18 protein-coding genes are annotated in these 15275 nt (G+C 70.1%); 14 read left to right on the top strand and 4 right to left on the bottom strand.

From position 1 onward, the window contains the following. The first annotated feature begins 39 nt into the window (after positions 1-39). Together ACTOWY_RS07180 and ACTOWY_RS07175 are read left to right on the top strand one after the other, a co-directional pair. A complete protein-coding gene (locus ACTOWY_RS07180; RefSeq protein WP_441308799.1) occupies positions 40-1149 on the top strand; it encodes a tyrosine recombinase XerC in 1110 nt (369 codons plus the stop codon). Further along, a complete protein-coding gene (locus ACTOWY_RS07175; RefSeq protein ID WP_441308798.1) occupies positions 1124-2128 on the top strand; it encodes a FliA/WhiG family RNA polymerase sigma factor in 1005 nt (334 codons plus the stop codon). The genes ACTOWY_RS07180 and ACTOWY_RS07175 overlap by 26 nt, the downstream gene beginning before the upstream one ends. A 234-nt stretch (positions 2129-2362) precedes the next feature. Here ACTOWY_RS07175 and ACTOWY_RS07170 read toward each other — a convergent pair whose 3' ends face one another. Beyond that, the gene (locus ACTOWY_RS07170; RefSeq protein ID WP_441308843.1) at positions 2363-4036 is read right to left on the bottom strand and encodes a murein hydrolase activator EnvC family protein; all 1674 of its coding nucleotides are present in this window, start codon (positions 4034-4036) and stop codon (positions 2363-2365) included. Between the two features lie 355 nt (positions 4037-4391). On the opposite strand from ACTOWY_RS07170, the gene rpsB reads away from it, so the two are divergent. The 5 genes from rpsB (at position 4392) to ACTOWY_RS07145 (ending at position 8542) form a co-directional block, all read left to right on the top strand. Beyond that, positions 4392-5219 (top strand): 30S ribosomal protein S2, encoded by an 828-nt coding sequence (gene rpsB / locus ACTOWY_RS07165; protein WP_441308797.1) that lies wholly within the window; start codon positions 4392-4394, stop codon positions 5217-5219. A gap of 97 nt (positions 5220-5316) precedes the next feature. Continuing rightward, complete coding sequence (gene tsf, locus ACTOWY_RS07160; RefSeq protein ID WP_441308796.1) at positions 5317-6132, top strand: translation elongation factor Ts; 816 nt, start codon at positions 5317-5319, stop codon at positions 6130-6132. Between the two features lie 132 nt (positions 6133-6264). Further along, positions 6265-7005, top strand: a complete 741-nt coding sequence (gene pyrH / locus ACTOWY_RS07155) for a UMP kinase (RefSeq protein ID WP_185011698.1) — start codon at positions 6265-6267, stop codon at positions 7003-7005. 72 nt (positions 7006-7077) lie between these two features. Continuing rightward, positions 7078-7635, top strand: a complete 558-nt coding sequence (gene frr, locus ACTOWY_RS07150) for a ribosome recycling factor (RefSeq protein WP_247760543.1) — start codon at positions 7078-7080, stop codon at positions 7633-7635. Between the two features lie 4 nt (positions 7636-7639). Beyond that, positions 7640-8542, top strand: coding sequence for a phosphatidate cytidylyltransferase (locus ACTOWY_RS07145; RefSeq protein WP_374205809.1), 903 nt, complete (start codon positions 7640-7642; stop codon positions 8540-8542). A gap of 4 nt (positions 8543-8546) precedes the next feature. Here the strand turns inward: ACTOWY_RS07145 and ACTOWY_RS07140 are convergent, their stop codons facing one another. Then, entirely contained in the window at positions 8547-9365 is an 819-nt protein-coding gene (locus ACTOWY_RS07140; RefSeq protein ID WP_441308795.1) for a VOC family protein, read from the bottom strand. A gap of 101 nt (positions 9366-9466) precedes the next feature. Here ACTOWY_RS07140 and ACTOWY_RS07135 point away from each other — a divergent pair, with 101 nt between their 5' ends. The 7 genes from ACTOWY_RS07135 to ACTOWY_RS07105 all read left to right on the top strand — a co-directional run bounded on the left by ACTOWY_RS07135 (position 9467) and on the right by ACTOWY_RS07105 (position 14274). After that, positions 9467-10192: a class I SAM-dependent methyltransferase gene (locus ACTOWY_RS07135; protein WP_441308794.1), complete on the top strand. Its 726-nt coding sequence runs from the start codon at positions 9467-9469 to the stop codon at positions 10190-10192. 18 nt (positions 10193-10210) lie between these two features. Further along, on the top strand, positions 10211-11287 hold the full coding sequence (locus ACTOWY_RS07130) for a threonine aldolase family protein (RefSeq protein WP_441308793.1): 1077 nt from the start codon (positions 10211-10213) through the stop codon (positions 11285-11287). A gap of 49 nt (positions 11288-11336) precedes the next feature. Continuing rightward, positions 11337-12443: a 23S rRNA (adenine(2503)-C(2))-methyltransferase RlmN gene (gene rlmN / locus ACTOWY_RS07125; protein ID WP_441308792.1), complete on the top strand. Its 1107-nt coding sequence runs from the start codon at positions 11337-11339 to the stop codon at positions 12441-12443. Positions 12444-12498: 55 nt separating this feature from the next. Continuing rightward, a complete protein-coding gene (locus ACTOWY_RS07120; protein ID WP_441308791.1) occupies positions 12499-12744 on the top strand; it encodes a FitA-like ribbon-helix-helix domain-containing protein in 246 nt (81 codons plus the stop codon). Then, the gene (locus ACTOWY_RS07115; RefSeq protein ID WP_441308790.1) at positions 12741-13166 is read left to right on the top strand and encodes a type II toxin-antitoxin system VapC family toxin; all 426 of its coding nucleotides are present in this window, start codon (positions 12741-12743) and stop codon (positions 13164-13166) included. Before ACTOWY_RS07120 ends, ACTOWY_RS07115 begins: the two co-directional genes overlap by 4 nt. A gap of 65 nt (positions 13167-13231) precedes the next feature. Further along, entirely contained in the window at positions 13232-13837 is a 606-nt protein-coding gene (locus ACTOWY_RS07110) for a hypothetical protein (RefSeq protein WP_441308789.1), read from the top strand. Beyond that, a complete protein-coding gene (locus ACTOWY_RS07105) occupies positions 13825-14274 on the top strand; it encodes a hypothetical protein (protein ID WP_441308788.1) in 450 nt (149 codons plus the stop codon). Before ACTOWY_RS07110 ends, ACTOWY_RS07105 begins: the two co-directional genes overlap by 13 nt. Here ACTOWY_RS07105 and ACTOWY_RS07100 read toward each other — a convergent pair. Both ACTOWY_RS07100 and ACTOWY_RS07095 read right to left on the bottom strand, forming a co-directional pair. Then, positions 14250-14588: a hypothetical protein gene (locus ACTOWY_RS07100; RefSeq protein WP_441308787.1), complete on the bottom strand. Its 339-nt coding sequence runs from the start codon at positions 14586-14588 to the stop codon at positions 14250-14252. The two genes, ACTOWY_RS07105 and ACTOWY_RS07100, sit on opposite strands and share 25 nt — an antisense overlap. A gap of 18 nt (positions 14589-14606) precedes the next feature. Continuing rightward, complete coding sequence (locus ACTOWY_RS07095) at positions 14607-15260, bottom strand: response regulator transcription factor (RefSeq protein ID WP_441308786.1); 654 nt, start codon at positions 15258-15260, stop codon at positions 14607-14609. Positions 15261-15275 lie beyond the last annotated feature (15 nt).

Below are 15275 nucleotides of genomic sequence, written 5' to 3'. Positions count from 1 at the left end.
GGCCGCCGCCCGCCAGGCGTGCCACAAGGGAGGAATGGCATGCCGACCCCGCGAGGGGACCGCCGTCGGGCCACCGGAACGGCATCCGCGCGTGCCCAGCTCCCGGCCCCACTGGCTCGGTCCGTGGACGAGTTCGAGCGCCACCTGACCCTGGAGCGCGATGTCTCCCCGCACACCGCCCGCGCCTACCTGAGCGATGTCGTCTCCCTGCTGACCCACTTCACCCACGGCCCGGAAGGTCCCGGCAGTACGGATTCCCAGCCCGAGCCCGAGTCCGTGGTCGAGTCCGTCGTCGCAACGCCGACTGCAACCTCAGCCGGGCCACCGCCATCGGCCGCACCCGCGGACGAGGACCGAGGCGGCCTGGCGGCATCGCCGAACCTGGGCGCACTTGATCTCAGCGAGCTGCGGTCCTGGCTCGCGGACCAGCGGGCGGGTGGGGCCAGCCGGACCACCCTGGCCCGGCGGGCCGCCGCGGCGCGGACGTTCACCGGATGGGCCGCCAAGGCGGGTTACCTGGACAACGATCCAGGGCCTCGACTGGCCTCGGCGCGGCCGCATCGGCACCTTCCGGCAGTGCTTCGTGCTGATCAAGCCACCGCCGCGATGGAGGCTTCAGCCTCCGGGGCAGCGGAGGGTGATCCGGTTGCGCTGCGTGATCACGCGATCGTGGAACTCCTGTACGCCAGTGGGGTTAGGGTGGCGGAACTCTGTGGGTTGGACGTGGGCGATATTGATCACTCGCGGCGTGTCGCGTTGGTTATGGGCAAGGGCGGCAAGCAGCGTTCAGTCCCGTACGGGGTGCCCGCGGAACGGGCGATCCGTGCCTGGTTGGAGCGCGGTCGGCCGCAACTTGTCTGTGCCGCTTCACATGCGGCGTTGTTCCTCGGCGCGCGCGGTGGCAGGCTCGATCCCAGAGTGGTGAGGAGGGTGGTGCACGACATGATCGGTTCCGTGCCGGGTGCCGCCCCGATTGGTCCGCATGGGTTGCGTCACTCCGCCGCGACCCATCTCCTCGAAGGTGGAGCCGACCTCCGAAGCGTTCAGGAACTGCTCGGTCACGCTACGCTCGCAACGACTCAGCTCTACACCCACGTCACCGTCGAACGGCTGAAGGCGATACATGACCGAACCCACCCCCGTTCCTGACGATGCCGGGGGAGGTTTCCGCACAGCGACCGTGTCAACGGCGTCCTCCCCACAGACCCGCTCCGCCCACCTTGGACGGGCTCGTCGTCACGGCGTTGACGAAGGCACGGCGCCCAGGCAGGGGCGCGGTGCCGGGACCCCTGGCGGCCACGGCCACGAATCCGAGCCGGAACCCGAGGAGGCCACCGCGACCGTCGGCGAGGTGCGCAGTGCCGACGATGTCGAGGCAGGCATCGTCGCGTTGTGGCGCGCCTACGGCGTAGCCCGCGAACAGTCCCTCCGGGACCGCCTCGTGCTGCACTACGCGCCGCTGGTCAAGTACGTCGCCGGCCGGGTTGGCACCGGGTTGCCGTCCTACGTCGACGTCGCCGACCTGGTCCAGTCCGGTGTTTTCGGACTGGTTGACGCGATCGAGAAGTTCGAGCCCGAACGCGGGCTGAAGTTCGAGACCTACGCCATGCAGCGCATCCGCGGCGCCATCCTGGACGATCTGCGCGCCCAGGACTGGGTGCCCCGTTCGGTCCGCAGCCGTGCCCGCGACGTCGAACGTGCCCTGGAACGGCTTGAGGCCCGGCTCCAGCGCACCGCCACCGACCTGGAACTGGCCGACGAACTGGGCGTCACCAGCGACGAGCTGCGCGAACTGTTCGCCCAGCTCCAACTCACCAGCGTGGTCGCCCTGGACGAACTGATCGCCGCCGGCCGGGGCACCGCCTCATTGGCGGAAACCCTGCCTGACGACCGGGCCGAGGATCCGGTCGCGGCCCTGGTCGACCAGGACGGCCGTCGTCAGCTCGCCGACGCGATCGCCCAACTCTCCGAACGCGACCGGGTCGTGGTCACGCTCTACTACTTCGAGAACCTGACCCTCGCCGAAATCGGCCGGGTCCTGGGCGTCACGGAGTCTCGGGTCTGCCAGCTGCACACCCGTGCGGTGCTGCGCCTGCGCACCAAGATGGCCGAACAGGCTGAGGCCTGACAGATCTGACGATGCGGTGATCGCCGCGATCAGGCGCGACGGCCGGACTTGGCGTACCTGTTGATCGGCATGCTTCCGGTGGGGTTCTGCTGGAGCTGCCTGCTTGGGATGTCCGAGTGGTGGGGACGGCCTCCTTGGGGTGGTGTCGGCTGGGTGGGATGCCCACTCGGCGGAGGGGTTCTGCTGAGGGGACGAACGGCTGTCGCGCTGGTGTGGGGTGGGCTCGGGTTGCCGTCACCGCACAACTTGGCGTTCGCGGACGGCTCTCGGCCAGCCGGATGGTGAGTGGGGTGCCCGAAGGCGTTGTCTGAAGGTGGGGACACTCAGAGCGGAGCTGGTTTCGTTGTAGGAGTAGGTCGTCGTCTCGTGACTGGTTGCGTTGCCGGTGGTGCTCGGCGCCAAGCGGCCACCGGCCTGCGGGTTTCTGTTTGACCTCCTTGGGGTTGGGGCTGGGACCTGGCCCCGGAGTGGCGTCAATCGTGTGTGGTGGAGGCGGTTGACGCCTGGATCGCCGGAGCTGTCTCCAGAGGACCAGTTGCCCGGCTGGCACGCCTGATCCCGAACGGGTGGTTTTGGTGGTGTGGGGCGTGAGTTCCGGTCCGGAGGGTGGGTCGGGCCCGGTTGGAGAGACCGCGCTCGGGGTGAGGGACAGCTCGGGGGAGAGGAACAGAGGACGGAAGGAGACGGAGGGGCAAGGGGAGGGAGGGGCAGGGGGGCGGGGCGAGCCTTTCCCGGAGCCCGGAGCCCGGAGCCCGGAGCCCGGAGCCCGGAGCCCGGAGCCCGGAGCCCGGAGCCCGGAGCCCGGAGCCCGGAGCCCGGAGCCCGGAGCCCGGAGCCCGGAGCCCGGAGCCCGGAGCCCGGGGGTTGGAGGTTGGAGGTTGGAGGGACCTGAGAGCTGGGAGCTGGCCGGGTAGACCGGAGCTGGGTTGGGGGCTGGGCTGGGAATCGAGTGGGGGTTCTTGGCAGGGACTCGGAGCCAACCGGCCGCTGTGAGGCTGGGCCAGGGGGTGGGGTGGCGGGGACGTTGTGGGGAAGTTGTGCCGGGGTTGGGGCTGGGGGCGGGCTTCGTGGTGGATGGGATCCGGGGTGGCACGTCGGCCGGGCTGGCGGTGGGTGGCTGGGTTTCGTGGGTGGGGCGCGGGCGTGTGGGGTGGGGGTTGGGTTGCTGGGTGGGGGTTTGGTGGGTGGGGCGCGTCGATTGGTTGGGGTTGTGGGGTTTGCGGGGTGCGTGAGTGTGGCTGGTGGGAGGGCGAGGGTGGGAGTGAAGGCGGGGTTGGGGTTGGTTTGGAGTGGGGGCAGGGGAAGTAGGCGGGGTTTGGGGGGAGCTAGTAGGTGGAGGGGGTTTAGGTAGGTGTGGTGGCGGCGTAGGCCCCAGTGCAGGCAGGCGGGGGTTGGGCAGCCGGGGTGGCCTGGGGCGAGGGTGCCGAGGGGAGCTGCGGTGGGGACCTGCTGGCCTTTGTGGACCTGGGGGATCACGGGCTCGTAGGTGGTGTTGAGGCCGTTGGGGTGGTGCAGGGTGATGACGCCTCTGCCTGCCACGGGGCCGGCGAAGGTGACTGTTCCGGCTGAGGCGGCCAGGACGGGGGTGCCGGGTGGGGCGGACAGGTCTATGCCTCGGTGGCCTGGGCCGTAGCGGTGCTGCGGCGGGGTGAACCGCCGCAGCACCGCCGGCCGACCGGGGAGCGGCCAGACCCACCTGGTGCTGCGGGGGTACAGCGGGGGTGGGGCGGCGCTACGAACCGCGGTCGGGGCTGCCCCTGCCTCCGCACATCCGGCCAGGGCCGTGGTCGCCAGGGCGAGTGCGGTCGCCAGGACCAGGGCCTTCACCACGACGACCGCCTTGACGGCCAGGCGGGCGGTCGTCCGGGAGGTTGTGGTGTTGGCGGGGGTGTGGGGGTGGTGGGGCATGGGTCCACCGTGTCGGGGGTGGGGTGGGTTGGGCCAGGGGGTGGGGCGGGGGGTGTGGATAAGTGGGGTTATGTGGATAAGTCGCGATCTTGGGGAGGGTGGATTCGGAGTTCGGTGGGGTGGGGGCGTATGCTTTTGGCGCGGTCCGTCTCTGTGCGGACTGACTTCGCGTGTCAGCGCAGGTCTCACGATGTGAGACGCGTGGCCCGGTGGTCCTGGATCTTCCGCAGGTTGGAAGGCCCGGGTTCGGGCGGCGGCCCTGACACCAGGGCGAGCGGCCGACCGGTCGCTCGCGGCAACCATTCCGCGTGCCGGTTCGTCCGGTGCGCCTGAGCACATGAGGTGTCATCCGGCCATGGCCGTCGTCACCATGAGGCAGCTGCTTGACAGCGGCGTGCACTTCGGGCACCAGACCCGCCGTTGGAACCCGAAGATGAAGCGCTACATCTTCACTGAGCGCAACGGCATCTACATCATCGACCTCCAGCAGACGCTGACCTACATCGACCGGGCCTACGAGTTCGTCAAGGAGACGGTCGCCCACGGCGGCACCATCCTGTTCGTCGGCACCAAGAAGCAGGCGCAGGAGGCCATCGCCTCCCAGGCCCTGCGGGTCGGCATGCCCTTCGTCAACCAGCGCTGGCTGGGCGGCATGCTCACGAACTTCTCCACCGTGCACAAGCGTCTTCAGCGCCTCAAGGAGCTGGAGTCGATGGAGCAGACCGGTGGCTTCCAGGGTCTCACCAAGAAAGAGATCCTGATGCTCACCCGTGAGAAGGACAAGCTGGAGAAGACCCTCGGCGGTATCCGCGACATGGCCAAGGTGCCGAGCGCGGTGTGGATCGTGGACACCAAGAAGGAGCACATCGCCGTCGGTGAGGCCCGCAAGCTGGGCATCCCGGTCGTGGCGATCCTGGACACGAACTGCGACCCCGACGAGGTCGACTTCCCGATCCCGGGCAACGACGACGCGATCCGGTCGGCCGCGCTGCTGACCAAGGTCGTCGCCGAGGCCGCGGCCGCCGGCCTGATGGCCCGCTCCGGCCAGGGCAAGGCCGTCGAGGGCGAGGACAAGCCCGGCGCCGTCGAGGAGCCGCTGGCCGAGTGGGAGCAGGAGCTTCTGGTCAACGCGACCGCGGGCGCTCCGGCCCCCGCCGAGGGCGAAGCAGCAGCCCAGTCCTGATCAACGACCTCCGCCCGGCCATCGCGCCGGGCGGAGGCTCGTCAGGCTCCTCCACCCCGCACCCCGTTGCGTACCGAATAAGGACGGACGACGCACGATGTCGAACTACACCGCGGCTGATGTGAAGCGGCTCCGTGAGCTGACCGCCGCCGGCATGATGGACTGCAAGAAGGCGCTCGAAGAGGCCAATGGCGACTTCGACAAGGCCGTCGAGATCCTGCGCATCAAGGGCGCCAAGGATGTCGGCAAGCGCGCCGAGCGCACCACCGCCAACGGCCTGGTCGCCGTGTCCGGTGGGGTCATGGTCGAGCTGAACTGCGAGACCGACTTCGTCGCCAAGAATGACGACTTCCAGGCACTGGCCGACAAGGTCCTGGCCGTGGCGGTCGAGGGCAAGATCGGCGATCTGGCCGAGCTGAAGTCCGCGAAGCTGGACGAGGGCACCGTCGAGGACGCCGTGCTCGGCCTCTCCGCCCGCATCGGCGAGAAGCTGGAGCTGCGCCGGGTCGTCTCCTTCGACGGCTCCGTCGCGGTCTACCTGCACCGCCGCTCCTCCGACCTGCCGCCGGCCGTCGGCGTGCTGGTGGAGTACACCGGCTCCAACGAGGACGCCGCCCGTGGCGCCGCGATGCAGATCGCCGCGATGAAGCCGCGCTACGTCACCCGGGACGAGGTGCCCGCCGACATCGTCGCCAACGAGCGCCGGATCGCCGAGGAGACCGCGCGGGAGGAGGGCAAGCCCGAGGCTGCCCTGCCCAAGATCGTCGAAGGCCGCGTCAACGGCTTCTTCAAGGACTCCGTGCTGCTGGAGCAGGCCTCCGTGCAGGACAACAAGAAGAACGTCAAGGCCGTGCTCGACGCCCAGGGCGTCACCGTGACCCGGTTCGCCCGGTTCGAGGTGGGCCAGGCCTGAGCGGCCTGACCCGATGAACATCATCTGGTCCGAACGAGGACCATGAGGCTGTGCCCCGCCTTCACCTGTGAGGGCGGGGCACAGTTTCGCAAGCAAGGGCCGCCCATGGCCTGACGAGGAGGACGGTTGACCGTGACCGGGGACGGCGCAGCACACACCGGCTACCGCAGGGTGTTGCTCAAGCTCGGTGGGGAGATGTTCGGCGGCGGCGAGGTCGGCGTCGACCCGGATGTGGTGCAGGCGGTCGCCCGGCAGATCGCCGACGTGGTCGCCACCGGCGCCCAGATCGGCGTGGTCATCGGCGGCGGCAACTTCTTCCGCGGCGCCGAGTTGCAGCAGCGCGGCATGGACCGTTCCCGGGCCGACTACATGGGCATGCTCGGCACGGTGATGAACTGCCTGGCGCTGCAGGACTTCCTGGAACGCCAGCACGGCATCGACACCCGGGTGCAGACCGCGATCACCATGGGCCAGGTCGCCGAGGCGTACATCCCGCGGCGCGCGATGCGGCACCTGGAGAAGGGCCGCGTGGTCATCTTCGGCGGCGGCGCGGGCATGCCGTACTTCTCCACCGACACCACCGCCGCCCAGCGCGCGCTGGAGATCGGCTGCGAGGTCGTGCTCATGGCCAAGGCCGTGGACGGCGTCTACACCGCCGACCCGAAGCTGGACCCCGAGGCGCAGCGGTTCGAGCACATCACGCACAACGAGGTGTTGCGCCGCGGCCTGAAGGTGGCCGACGCGACCGCCTTCAGCCTGTGCATGGACAACAACATGCCGATCATCGTGTTCAACCTGCTGGTCGAGGGCAACATCGCGCGCGCGGTGCGCGGTGAGAAGATCGGCACACTGGTCAGCACCCCTGCCGGCTGAACGCCTCCCCAGCCGTGCTGGGATGGTGACACAGCTACCAGCGGAGCCGGCCAACGAGATTTAGGAGCAGCCGTGATCGACGAGACCCTCCTCGATGCCGAGGAGAAGATGGAAAAAGCGGTGGCTGTGGCCAAGGAGGACCTCGCCGCGGTCCGCACCGGCCGGGCCACGCCGGCGATGTTCTCCCGCATCGTCGTCGACTACTACGGCTCGCCCACCCCGATGAACCAGCTGGCCGCGGTGAACATCCCCGAGGCCCGGATGGCGGTCATCAAGCCCTATGACCTCAGCCAGCTCAACGCGCTGGAGAAGGCGATCAGGGACTCCGACCTCGGGGTGAACCCGACCAACGACGGCTCGATCATCCGGGTGCTGATCCCGCAGCTCTCCGAGGAGCGCCGCCGGGAGATGGTCAAGGTCGCCAAGGGCAAGGGTGAGGACAGCAAGGTCTCCATCCGCAACATCCGGCGCAAGTGCAAGGACGAACTCGACCGCATCTCCAAGGACGGCGAGGCGGGCGAGGACGACGTGGCGCGCGCGGAGAAGGAACTGCAGACGCTGACCGACAAGTACGTCCGCCAGGTGGACGAGCTGGTCAAGCACAAAGAGACCGAACTACTCGAGGTCTGAGCGGGTGTCGACCGGCGATCGTGAGGATGCGCCCGGAGCGTCGTCGGACGTTCCGGGCGCTGCTTCGTCAGCTTCTTCCGGCGCCGGGCGGCAGTCGAAGGCGGGCCGGGATCTCGGCGCCGCGATCGCCGTCGGGGTGCTGCTGGGCGCGGCGATTCTGGTGTCCCTGCTGACGATCAGGGAACTGTTCGTGGGTGTGGTCGCGCTGGCCGTGCTGGCCGCGACCTGGGAGCTGTCCGGGGCGTTGCGCCGTGGCGCGGGCATCGAGGTGGCCCGCTGGCCGGTGCTCATCGGCGGGCAGGCCATGGTGTGGCTGTCCTGGCCGTTCGAGCGCAACGGGTTGTTGTCGGCCTTCGTGGTGACCGTGCTGGCCATCCTGGTCTGGCGTTTCCGCGGCGGCATCGACGGTTACCTGCGCGATGTCGCGGCCTCGGTGTTCACCGCGGCCTACGTGCCGATGTTCGCCGCCTTCGCCGCGATGCTGGTGGTGCCGGAGGACGGCGCTGGCCGGGTGCTGTGCTTCCTGATCGGCGTGGTCTGCTCGGACACCGGCGGCTACGCGGCAGGGGTCTTCCTGGGCAAACACCCGATGGCGCCCTCGATCAGCCCGAAGAAGTCCTGGGAGGGCTTCGCCGGGTCGATGGTGGCCGGGGTGGTCTCCGGCGCGCTCACGCTGCCGCTGCTGCTGGACGGCGCGTGGTGGCAGGGGATGCTCTTCGGCGCGGCTCTGGTGGTCACCTCGACCGTGGGGGACCTGATGGAGTCGGTGATCAAGCGCGATCTCGGGGTCAAGGACATGGGCACGCTGCTGCCCGGTCACGGCGGCCTGATGGACCGGATGGACTCCCTGCTGCCCTCGGCCGTCGTGTCCTGGCTGCTGCTGCGCGCGTTCGTGCCCTCGCTGTAGCCGGTCAGTCGTCGTACGGGTCGTCCACCGCGCTGGCCGGTTCGCTGCGGCGGGAGCTGTCCACCACGGTGAAGGTGCCGCCGGTGGGGTCCTCCAGAATCGCGAGCCTGCCGAAGGGCGAGTCGAACGGCTCGTAGCTGATCCGGCCGCCCAGCTCGGCCGCGCGGGCCGCGATCGCGTCCGTGCCGACGGCCGGGTCGACGCCGAAGTAGACCATCCAGTGCGCGGGCACCTCGTGCGGGAATTCCGCACCCATCCGCATCCGCCCCACCAGGGGTTCGCCGTTGCGGAACCAGGTGGCGTAGTCGAAGCTCGCGCCGTCGCCGATCTGCTCCTGCCGGAAGTCGAACAGCCCGCCGAAGAAGACGTCCGCGCGCTGGCCGTCCCTGGTGTTCAGCTCGGCCCAGGACAGCGTGCCCGGCCTGCCGGTGGCGAAGTGCCAGCCTTGTTCGGTCTCCCAGAACCCGATCACGCCGCCGGTCGGGTCCTTGGCCACCAGCAGGTAGCCCTTGCCCGGCACGTGCACCGGGCCGCTGAGCACCGCGCCGCCGGCGGCCTCGATGTGCTTGGCGGCCACCTCGGCGTTGGTGACGTGCAGGTACAGCGTCCAGCCGAGCAAACGGGCCTGGTCCCGGCTGGCCAGGTAGACCGCGCCGACCGGTTCGCCGTCCAGCCGGGCCTGGCGGTAGCCGTTGACCTCGGGCTCGAACTCCCAGCCGAACAGGCCCGAATAGAAGCGGGCGCAGGCTTCCGGATCATCGCTGGCGACGTCCACCCAGCACGGGTGGCCGCCGGAGGGGTCCAATGGCGCGGGACTGTGCATACGGGTGCTCCTGATCGGGTGGGGAAGCCGACGGCCTGAAATTACGCCCGGCGACCGACAATCCCTGTGACGAAAGCTCTTCAGTTGTCAAACTGTTCGGCGTGAGTTCGACCGCGGAGAACGCAGGCGTGGTGCCCAGCCCCAACATCTGGCACTGGCCGGATGTGTACGAGACCGAGAACCAGGCCCAGGACAGCGCGGGCGCGATCTGGCGAGCCCTGCGCGCGGAGGTCGACTGGGCGGGCCGGGACGTGCTGGACGTGGGCTGCGGCGACGGCTTCCACCTGCCGGTCTTCGCCACCTCGGCCCGCTCGGTGCTCGGGGTCGAACCGCATCCGCCCCTGGTCGAACGGGCAGCCAAACGGGTGGCCGGGCTGCCCAACGTGTCCGTGCTCGCCGGGTCGGCGCAACGCCTTCCGCTGCCCGACGGGGCGGTCGACCTGGTGCACGCGCGCACCGCCTACTTCTTCGGGCCCGGCTGCGAACCGGGGATCGCCGAGGCCATGCGGGTGCTGCGGCCCGGCGGCGCGCTGGCCGTGGTCGACCTGGACGGCGCCCGGCCGCCCTACGGCAAGTGGCTGCGCGCTGACGTGCCCGGATACCACCCGCGCCGGATCGAGAAGTTCTTCACCCGGCTGGGGTTCTCCTGCCACCGGATCGAGACCCTGTGGCGGTTCACCGACCGGGAAAGTCTGGTCCGGGTGCTCTCGATCGAGTTCTCCGCCAAGGTCGCGGCGCGCGCGATCGCGGATACCGCGGGGCTGACGATTCCGGTGGGTTACCGGCTGCACGTGCTCCGGAAATCCAGCGGCCTGCTGCTGCCCTGAGCCCCTACTGTGCCGGGCATGCCCGCTGCCACCTCGCCGCTCCGGTCGCTGTCCCTGCACGCCCCGCATCGCGGCGCGCCCGAGTTGATGCTTGTTCGCCTGGCGAAACAACTTTCGCCAGGCGAACAGCCCTATGACGCGGTGCCTAGGCTGGAGCAGCGGATCGCCGGGCTGCTGGGCAAGCAGGCCGCGGTGCTGTTCCCGACCGGCACCATGGCCCAGCAGGTCGCGATGCGGCTGCACGCGGAGGAACGCGGGCGGCGGGCGGTGGCCTTCCATCCGTACTGCCACCTGGACGAGTCCGAGCAGCAGGGCTACACGGTGGTGCACGGGCTGCACGGAGTACGGGTCGGTGAGCGGGAACGGCTGCTCACCCTGGCGGAGCTGACGGAGGTGGGCGAGCCGCTGGCGGCGTTGCTGCTGGAGCTGCCGCAGCGCAGCATCGGCGGGCAACTGCCGGAGTGGGACGACCTGGTGGCGCAGACCGGCTGGGCGCGGGCACGCGGCGCGGCCACGCACCTGGACGGCGCGCGGCTGTTCCTGGCCCAGCCGTACTACCAGCGGTCGCTGGCCGAGATCGCCGGACTGTTCGACTCGGTCTACGTCTCGGCGACCAAGGGGCTGGGCGGGATCTCGGACGCGGTGCTGGCGGGCACCGAGGAGTTCTGCCGGGCCGCCAGGGTCTGGCGGCACCGGCTGGGTGGCGCGGCCGAGGTGGCCTGGCCATCGGCGCTGGCCGCGGAGTGGTCGCTGGAGGCCAACCTGCCGCGGGTGCCGGAGTACCTGGCCACCGCGCGGGAGCTGGCGCGCGGGCTGCGCGGGGTCGAGGGCATCGAGGTGCTGTGCGATCCGCCGCAGACCCCGCTGTTCCACCTGCACCTGGCGGCCAGCCCGGAGTCGGTGCTGGTGGCGGGGGAGCGGCTGAGCGAGGAGCGCGGCGTGTACCTGCCGCGTTATGCCGGGACGATGCCCTCGCCGAGGATGAGTGCGATCGAGATCACCGTGGGCGACCAGTTCGACGACGTGCCGGTCGCGGAGGCGGTGGAGCTGCTCGGCGAGCTGGTCGCGCGGGCCCGGAAGCTGGACCAAGGCTGAGGAGCGTGGTAAGGAGCACCCCCGCCGACGTGGGACACTGGTAGTCGCCATGACTTCGTTGCCCCTCGTGTTCGACGCCCCCAAGCGCGGCCTGCCGCCGCGGCACCTCGCCGACCTCTCGGCCGAGCAGCGCCGCGAAGCGGTGGCCGAGCTTGGCGAGAAGCCGTTCCGCGCGAACCAGCTCTCCAACCACTACTTCGGCAGGCTCACCGCCGATCCGGCCGCGATGACCGACATCCCGGCGGCCAGCCGGGACCGGCTCACCAGCGAGCTGATGCCGCCGCTGTTCACCGAGCTGCGCCGGGTGAGCTGCGATGAGGGCACCACTCGCAAGACGCTGTTGCGCGCGCACGACGGCACGCTGATCGAGAGCGTGCTGATGCGTTACCCGGACCGGGCCACGCTGTGCATCTCCAGCCAGGCTGGCTGCGGCATGGCCTGCCCGTTCTGCGCCACCGGCCAGGGCGGCCTGCAGCGCAACCTGTCCACCGCGGAGATCGTGGAACAGGTCCGGCTGGGCGCGGTGGCCATGCGTGACGGCGAGCTGCCGGGCGGGCCGGGACGGCTGTCCAACATCGTGTTCATGGGCATGGGCGAACCGCTGGCCAACTACAAGCGGGTGATCGACGCGGTGCACCGGATCTGCGACCCGGCTCCGAGTGGGCTGGGCATCTCGCAGCGGTCGGTGACGGTGTCCACGGTCGGGCTGGTGCCGGCGATCCGGAAGATGACCGAGGAGAAGTTGTCGGTCCGGCTCGCGGTGTCGCTGCACACCCCGGATGACGAGCTGCGGGACACGCTGGTGCCGGTGAACACCCGGTGGAAGGTCGCCGAGGTGCTGGAGGCGGCCCGTGGGTACGCCGACCGCACCGGGCGGCGGGTGTCCATCGAGTACGCGCTGATCAAGGAGATCAACGATCACGGCTGGCGGGCGGATCTGCTGGGCAGCCTGCTGCGCCGGCACCTGGGGCCGTTGGCGCACGTCAACCTGATCCCGTTGAACCCGACGCCGGGCAGTAAGTGGGACGCGAGTCCGAAGCCGGTGGAGCGGGAGTTCGTGCGCCGGGTCGAGGCGCAGGGCGTGACCTGCACGGTGCGGGACACGCGTGGGCAGGAGATCGCCGCGGCCTGTGGGCAGCTTGCCGCTGAGGGCTGAGGGGGATTGTCTGTGATGCTAGCATTGACTGCAATGACAGCATCGGAGGTGGATCATGGCGGTCCTGACGATCCGCGACTTCGACGAGAGTCTGAAGGCGAAGCTCCGGGTGCGCGCGGCTGAGCACGGCCGGTCGATGGAGGCCGAGGTGCGCGCGATCCTCGCGTCGGTGCTGACCAGGTCGGAGTCCGGGCCGGGGATGGGGTCGAGGATTCGGCAGCGCTTCGCCGATGTCGACGAGGTGGCGTTCGAGCCGCCGCGGCGGGTGGAGCTGGCCCGAGCGGCGGAGTTCCCTGAGTGATCGTTCTCGACACCAACGTCATTTCCGAGCTGATGCGGCGAACCCCGGACGACACGGTGGTGCGCTGGATTGACCGGTACCCGGCCGAGGAGGTTTTCCTCACCGCGGTGACCGCGGCCGAACTGGCGTATGGGGTCGAGCGGATGCCGGACGGTCAGCGCAAGACCGTGCTGGCGGTCAGGGTTTCCGAACTCCTGACCGAGGACTTCCAGGGCCAGATCCTGCCGTTCGACGGTGGGGCGGCGGTGTACTACGGCGAGATCGCGGCCGGGCGGGATCAGCGTGGTCAGCCGATCAGCACGGCGGACGCGCAGATCGCCGCGATCTGCCGACGGTTCGCGGCCTGCCTGGCGACCCGCAACACCAAGGACTTCGCCGACACCGGCATCACCCTGCTCGACCCGTGGGGCGCCGGGGCGTAGGCCGGGATCCGACCGGCGGGCTGAAATCGTTGGAGCACCGGGGATCGCCGGGTCATGATCCTCGGGTGAGCGAAGCACGGCAGCTGCAGCGTTTCGACTTCGAGCCCGCCTATGCGGTCGAGGTCGAACCCGAGTACCCGGCCACTGGCGAGTGGTCGTGTCCGGTGTTCGCCTTTGACCGGGACGGTCGCGTGATCGACGAGGCCGAGTGGGGATTCGGCATGCCGCGGGTGATCCGGGTGACGCCGACCGAGGCTGCGGAGTGGGTCGGGCTGTTTCCAGCGGGCCTGCCCGGCCGTGCGGACGGGGTGTTCGCGGGGCCGGGGGCCGGGCAGTTGTGCGTGGTGGTGAATGGGCACGCGCTGGTGGTTCGGGTGGACGAGCCCGCTGCCGGGGCGGTCATCGTGTGCGAGCCGGTGAATCAGGTTGTCCCGGTGGTTGGGGCTGCGTTGCTGTTGCTGGTCACGTACACCGACTTGGTGGCGATCGGGTCGGACGGGGTCGCGTGGGAGTCGGCGCGGCTGGCGTTGGACGGGTTGCGGGTGGTGGCGGCGAGTGGCGCGGGCATTCGGTGCACGGCTGACTCGTGGCAGATGGATGGGTCCGCGGAGAGTTTTGTGGTGGCGGCGACGGGCGAATTGGGTTGCCGGGGTGGGGCATGTACGAGCTGAACGCGGTCATCGGCGAAGCCGGGCTGTTGCGGGCGCGGGCGGCGGGGTTCGAGCAGGTCGTGGTGGTCGGGTTGCGGCAGGGGCTGGGGTTGGTGCCGGTGACGGCGGAGTTGTCGCGGGAGTTGGGGTCCGGGGTCGACGGAGTGCTGGCGGAGTGGTCGCGGTCGGGGCCGATTGCCTTGGTGGAGGCGGACTTCTTCGGTGGGGAGGGTTCGCAGTCCGCGGTGGTGTGGCGGGATGGCGAGGTGGTCTGGGGGCCGGTGTTCGCCGAGGAGTTCCGGGGGTCTTGGCGGGAGTGGCCGATCAATGCGGCGCTGGACCGGCTGGGTGCGGTGAGTGGCGGCGGGGATCTGTTCGACGCGGTGGGGCTTGGCGCGGAACGGGATGTGGCCGACTGGGTGGCGCGGGGGCGTCAGTCGCCGACGAACCAGAGGTAGCTGCCGGGGGTGTTGGCGCAGTCGCGGAGCAGGTCGTCCAGGTCGTGGACGGCGGCGGACTGCCCGGGGGTGGTGCAGTTGGCCAGCAGGGCGGGGATTTCGCGGCGGGCGGCTTCGGCTTCCTGTTCGTTGAACTGGGTGTTGCCGGACGGGTCGACCCAGGGGAGTTTGCCGGGGTCGGTCTCGCGCAGGGTGGCCAGTGCGTCGGCCAGGTCGTAGCCGTGGTCGTAGGAGCCGCGGAGCAGGGTGGCGCGGGAGGCCTTCCAGCTGCGGGTGCTGGGGCGCTGGGAGTGCAGTTCCAGTTCGATACCCATGGTCAGACCTCGGTGGAGTCAGCGGAGGAAGTAGCCGGTGCCCTTCACGGTGTGCAGCATCGGGGGCGGGCCGAGTTTGCGGCGGAGCTGGGCGATCACCACGTCCAGCACGTTGGAGGCGGGGGCGACCAGTTCGTCCCAGGCGGCGGCGATCAGGTCGGGGCGGCTGACCGTGCCGCCGCCGGCCAGCAGCAGGCGGTGCAGCACGGCGAATTCCTTGCCGGTCAGGTCCAGGCGGGCGCCGTCGCGGTGGGTCTCGTGCCGGGCCGGGTCCAGTTCCAGGCCGCCGTGACGCAACACCGGGACCGGGGTGCGGCCGGTGCGGCGGCACAGGCTGCGGACCCGGACCACCAGTTCGATCATCGCGAAGGGTTTGACCAGGTAGTCGTCGCCGGCGGCCAGGCCGTCGATCCGGTCGGCGACGCTGTCCCGGCCGGTCAGGAACAGCACCGGCACCGGCCAGCCGATGTTCCGGCGGGCCGCGACATAGGACAGGGCGTCACCCGCGGGCAGCATCCGGTCGAACACCACGCAGTCGTAGGCGTTGACGCTGAGCGCCTCATCGGCTTCCGGCAGGTCGGTGGCGACGTCGACGGCGAATCCCGCGCCCCGCAGGGATCCCTCGACCGCGACCCGCAGGTTCTCGTCATCCTCGGTGACCAGTACCCGCACAGCGACAGACTGTAG

It is taken from the genome of Crossiella sp. CA198 (assembly GCF_052078295.1).
Taxonomy (GTDB): domain Bacteria; phylum Actinomycetota; class Actinomycetes; order Mycobacteriales; family Pseudonocardiaceae; genus Crossiella.
The sequence above is the reverse complement of the archived record's forward strand: the minus strand, read 5'-3'. Positions and strand labels throughout refer to the sequence as shown.

Bases quoted from the DNA above. Each gene is read 5' to 3' on its own strand.
- ACTOWY_RS07175 (WP_441308798.1), top strand. From the start codon at position 1,124: ATGACCGAACCCACCCCCGTTCCTGACGATGCCGGGGGAGGTTTCCGC.
- ACTOWY_RS07130 (WP_441308793.1), top strand. From the start codon at position 10,211: ATGCCCGCTGCCACCTCGCCGCTCCGGTCGCTGTCCCTGCACGCCCCG.
- ACTOWY_RS07100 (WP_441308787.1), bottom strand. From the start codon at position 14,588: ATGGGTATCGAACTGGAACTGCACTCCCAGCGCCCCAGCACCCGCAGC.
- ACTOWY_RS07120 (WP_441308791.1), top strand. From the start codon at position 12,499: ATGGCGGTCCTGACGATCCGCGACTTCGACGAGAGTCTGAAGGCGAAG.
- tsf (WP_441308796.1), top strand. From the start codon at position 5,317: ATGTCGAACTACACCGCGGCTGATGTGAAGCGGCTCCGTGAGCTGACC.
- rlmN (WP_441308792.1), top strand. From the start codon at position 11,337: ATGACTTCGTTGCCCCTCGTGTTCGACGCCCCCAAGCGCGGCCTGCCG.
- ACTOWY_RS07140 (WP_441308795.1), bottom strand. From the start codon at position 9,365: ATGCACAGTCCCGCGCCATTGGACCCCTCCGGCGGCCACCCGTGCTGG.
- ACTOWY_RS07170 (WP_441308843.1), bottom strand. From the start codon at position 4,036: ATGCCCCACCACCCCCACACCCCCGCCAACACCACAACCTCCCGGACG.
- ACTOWY_RS07180 (WP_441308799.1), top strand. From the start codon at position 40: ATGCCGACCCCGCGAGGGGACCGCCGTCGGGCCACCGGAACGGCATCC.
- rpsB (WP_441308797.1), top strand. From the start codon at position 4,392: ATGGCCGTCGTCACCATGAGGCAGCTGCTTGACAGCGGCGTGCACTTC.
- ACTOWY_RS07105 (WP_441308788.1), top strand. From the start codon at position 13,825: ATGTACGAGCTGAACGCGGTCATCGGCGAAGCCGGGCTGTTGCGGGCG.